Raw genomic sequence first — 3331 nt, 5'->3', positions numbered from 1 at the left:
CGAACGCCGTGAGCAGCGCCGCCGCGGTCGAATCGCTGGTCGGCAAGGCCGAGGAGGTGTTGCGCCTGCTGCCCTTCGAGCCTCGCGCGCTGAGGCCGACGCCCGCGAGCGAGGCGGCGCTGCATGGCGCGGTCGCCGAGATCGAGGCGCTCAATCGTTCGATCTGGCTGAACCGCGACGCCGACCTCACGCAAACCGCCGAGCAGCTCGACTGCCTTGCCGAACGCTTTCACGGACCCGCCGGAGAACCCGGGCCCGACGCCCCCGGCTGCGGCTCCGACTTAGACCCCAGCCGCGGTCCTGCGTCGTCTCCGATGCTGCATGCCGATCCAGCGCGGTTCGCCGGCCCCTTCAGCCGTCAACTCGACCAACTCCAGGGAGCCGCGGGATGACGGACGGCCATGCTTGGTTGCTCCGCGCTGGCGCCTCATTGCGCGCTGCAGCCCTGGTTTTGACGGTCGCTCTGCCGCTGGTGCTAGTTCTGATGCTGACTGGCTGCGCATCCAACGCGGAGCACATGACCTCGCCTTCACCCGACCAGCCCTGGATACCTCGGGGCGACGAGGAGACAGGCCTGTGGAGTCGCGCGCGCACTCATCAGCCAACACGAGAGGACGCGACTGCACATTTCAGCATCCCCGCGGATTTAGCGCGCGCGCAGCTCCCGTTGACCGAGGGGGTCGATCTGGACCGCACCTATCGCTTGCCTGAGCTGATCGATCTCGCACAACGGACGAACCCGGCGACCAGAGCCGCGTGGCAGCGGGCACGGCAGGCAGCGCTGGCGGTCGGTATGGTGGAGGCGACCTATCTGCCCGTCATCACCGCGACGGTGGTCGGTGGGTCTCAAGAGTTGACGACGCCGCTGCCGGAGGTGCTGGGCGAAAGCCTCAGTGTCGACACCACGGAACAGGGCACCCTCGGGATTCTCGCGCTGCAGTGGTTGCTGTTTGACTTCGGCCAGCGTCAGGCGCTCGCGACAGCGGCCAGGCACACGGCGATCGCGGCCAACGTGCTGTTCAACGGCAGGCATCAAACGCTGATTTTCGAGGTCTCGCAGGCCTATTACCTCTATGGCGCAGCGATCCAGCGACGCCGCTTTGCCGAAACCGCATTGCGCAATGCCGAAGCGGTCCGGGCCGCCGTCGAAGCGCGCCATTCCCAGGGGCTCGCCACCAGTGTGGAGACCGCACAGGCGCGCCAAGCCGTGGCGCAGGCCGAGTTACGTCGAGTCCAGGCGGACGGGCAAGAACGCGATGCCTACCAGAACCTGCTCGCCGCCGTGGGCGTGACTGCCAAGTTGCAGGTCGATGCGATGAGCGCGGCCAGCCGACCGCTTCCGGAGCCGGCCTCTGCGCCACTTGATGCAATGATCCGACGCGCGCTTTCGCAGCGGCCCGACGTTGCGGCGAGCTACGCGGCGCTGCAGGCCAGCAAGGCTGGGGTTAAAGCCGCGCAGGCCGGCTATCTGCCCAAGCTCTATGCCGCCGGCAACCTCGCTGCAGGCACGGGGGGATTCGATGTGTCCGGTCTACCCACCATCGGCCAGCAGGGCTCGGGCAACGGTCTGCTGCTCGGTGTCACTTTGCCACTCTACGATGCCGGTCTGCGGGAGGCTCAGGTCAGAGAAGCCGAGTCCCAAGCCGAGATGGCCGCCGATGAGTTTCAACGGGTGCAGACCGCTGCGGTGACCGAAATCGTTGCTGCTCGCAATGCGCTGCGCACCGCGCTCGTATCACACCGCGCCGCCACCGCCCTCGTCGAGGCCGCTGCGACCACCTATGATGCCGCCTTAGCGGCCTACCGCAATGGCGTCGGCACCGTCGATGCCGCGACTGAAGCCGACACCGCGCTGCTCGATGCGCGCCAGGCGCAAGCAGAGGCGCATGCAGCGACGCTGATCGGCGCGGTGAACCTCGCCTTTGTCGTCGGCTCGCTGACCTCGCAGGACCGCTTGCCTTGATGTGGGGTGATGCGGACCGGCGCGACAGTCAGTTCGCCGTTATGCATGCAAGGCCTCACCGAAGCGCGCCGGGGCATCAATGGTCTCACTGACGATCAACGCCCGGAGCTCGGCGTGCTCGTTCAGGGTCTGCTCGACCAACGCAGCCTGGCCGGCGACGCGCAAGGCGGGAAGCAGGCCACGCTCCTCGAGCTGAAAGTGCGGTTCGAGCTCATCGGCAAAGCGGGTCTTGAGTGCGGCCCAAGCGACGCGGCGCTCGGGGTCCGCGATCGTCGCCAGTTAACGCGCCCGCTTCGCGAGCACCAAGCCGGCTTGATGATCGTGCGACAGACGCACCAGGTTGAGATCGCGTTGCATCGGCATCGTCCGAGCGAGAAACGAAGGCCTGGGCGTCACATCGCCAGGCAAGGGGAAGACAATGATGCACCCCGATCAGCCAATCATGGGTAACGGCTATAACAGTAGCCGCTGTAGGCGACTGTCAAGGACGTAGGGTACGACCGAGCCGAACGGATAGCCGACCAGTTCCAGGGAATGGCTCGAGAGCATAGCGTGGAAGCAACCGGCGAGCGCTTGGCGGGCGGCTGCGGCCTGTTGGTCACTGTCTGTCATCGGGAGGCCGCATCAGCAGGCAGGACGGCTTCGACATCCGCCTCAGTCACGGGCAGGGTCAAGACCGCATGCAGTGGAAACCGCTCGGCCAGCAGCGGGACATACTGGGCCTGCTCTTTGCTGACCAGGACGATGACCCGTGCCTCGGGCGCCTGCTTGCCCAGGCTGGCGAGGAACACATCAAGGTTGCAGACATTGGCGCCGGCGTAGTTGTTGCGAAAGCCGTAGAAGAATTCGGCCACTACCCAGTCCGGCGCGCTGCGTTTAAGCGCCTGCAGGGCCTTGCGCTGCGAGGGCAGCTTGATCTGAGTGATCCCCAAGCGCTGATAGAGCGCTTCGAGCCGGGGATGGCTGGGGGATTCGATGATCGAGAACAGGATCGTCATGGAGGTTGAATGGGTGCTGGTTGGCAGCGGGTTGGTGATCAGCGCGGGGCCTTGTCCCTGCATAGCGCTGAGCATAGCCCTCGGGATCGAGGATCTCGCTCAGATCAGGATCAGATGCAGGGTAGCAGGCCCGATGGGGTTCGCGTTCCGTGGGCTGCCGGCTGCTGGGACCAAAGGGCGGTTCATTCCAGCCACTCGCCTGCGCCAAAGGTCTGCTGCAGGTGTTCTTGACTTGGCGGCTCGGGAAGCGCGACCAGATGCGCCGGACAGCGACAGTCGCTCGCGCCGAAGCGCGGCAGCGGCCAGCGCGCGCCAGGCAAAGCGCCCAACGCCTGCGCCCAACGGTGCTCGAGGCGTTCATGTCCATAAG

Annotated in this window: 5 protein-coding genes; 2 read left to right on the top strand and 3 right to left on the bottom strand. The window is 66.2% G+C overall.

The genetic code is table 11. From position 1 onward, the window contains the following. Window positions 1–392, top strand: a 392-nt coding sequence (locus tag ACY693_RS16930; protein WP_462322983.1) for a hypothetical protein, incomplete at its 5' end; no start/stop codon positions are given. Between the two features lie 125 nt (window positions 393–517). Then, complete coding sequence (locus tag ACY693_RS16925) at window positions 518–1963, top strand: TolC family protein (RefSeq protein WP_462322982.1); 1446 nt, start codon at window positions 518–520, stop codon at window positions 1961–1963. 39 nt (window positions 1964–2002) lie between these two features. Here the strand turns inward: ACY693_RS16925 and ACY693_RS16920 are convergent, their stop codons facing one another. The 3 genes from ACY693_RS16920 to ACY693_RS16910 form a co-directional block, all read right to left on the bottom strand. Further along, window positions 2003–2233 carry a hemerythrin domain-containing protein gene (locus tag ACY693_RS16920; RefSeq protein WP_462322984.1) on the bottom strand — a complete coding sequence of 77 codons (231 nt, stop codon included), beginning with the start codon at window positions 2231–2233 and terminating at the stop codon, window positions 2003–2005. A gap of 338 nt (window positions 2234–2571) precedes the next feature. Further along, entirely contained in the window at window positions 2572–3036 is a 465-nt protein-coding gene (locus ACY693_RS16915) for a hypothetical protein (RefSeq protein ID WP_462322981.1), read from the bottom strand. A 107-nt stretch (window positions 3037–3143) separates the two neighbouring features. Continuing rightward, window positions 3144–3331: DUF123 domain-containing protein (locus tag ACY693_RS16910; RefSeq protein WP_462322980.1), on the bottom strand; the 188-nt coding region annotated here is incomplete at its 5' end.

This window comes from Halochromatium sp. (assembly GCF_054919635.1).
The sequence above is the reverse complement of the archived record's forward strand: the minus strand, read 5'-3'. Positions and strand labels throughout refer to the sequence as shown.

Excerpts from the sequence above, each read along its gene's own strand:
- ACY693_RS16915 (WP_462322981.1), bottom strand. The coding sequence starts at position 3,036 with ATGCTCAGCGCTATGCAGGGACAAGGCCCCGCGCTGATCACCAACCCG.
- ACY693_RS16925 (WP_462322982.1), top strand. The coding sequence starts at position 518 with ATGACCTCGCCTTCACCCGACCAGCCCTGGATACCTCGGGGCGACGAG.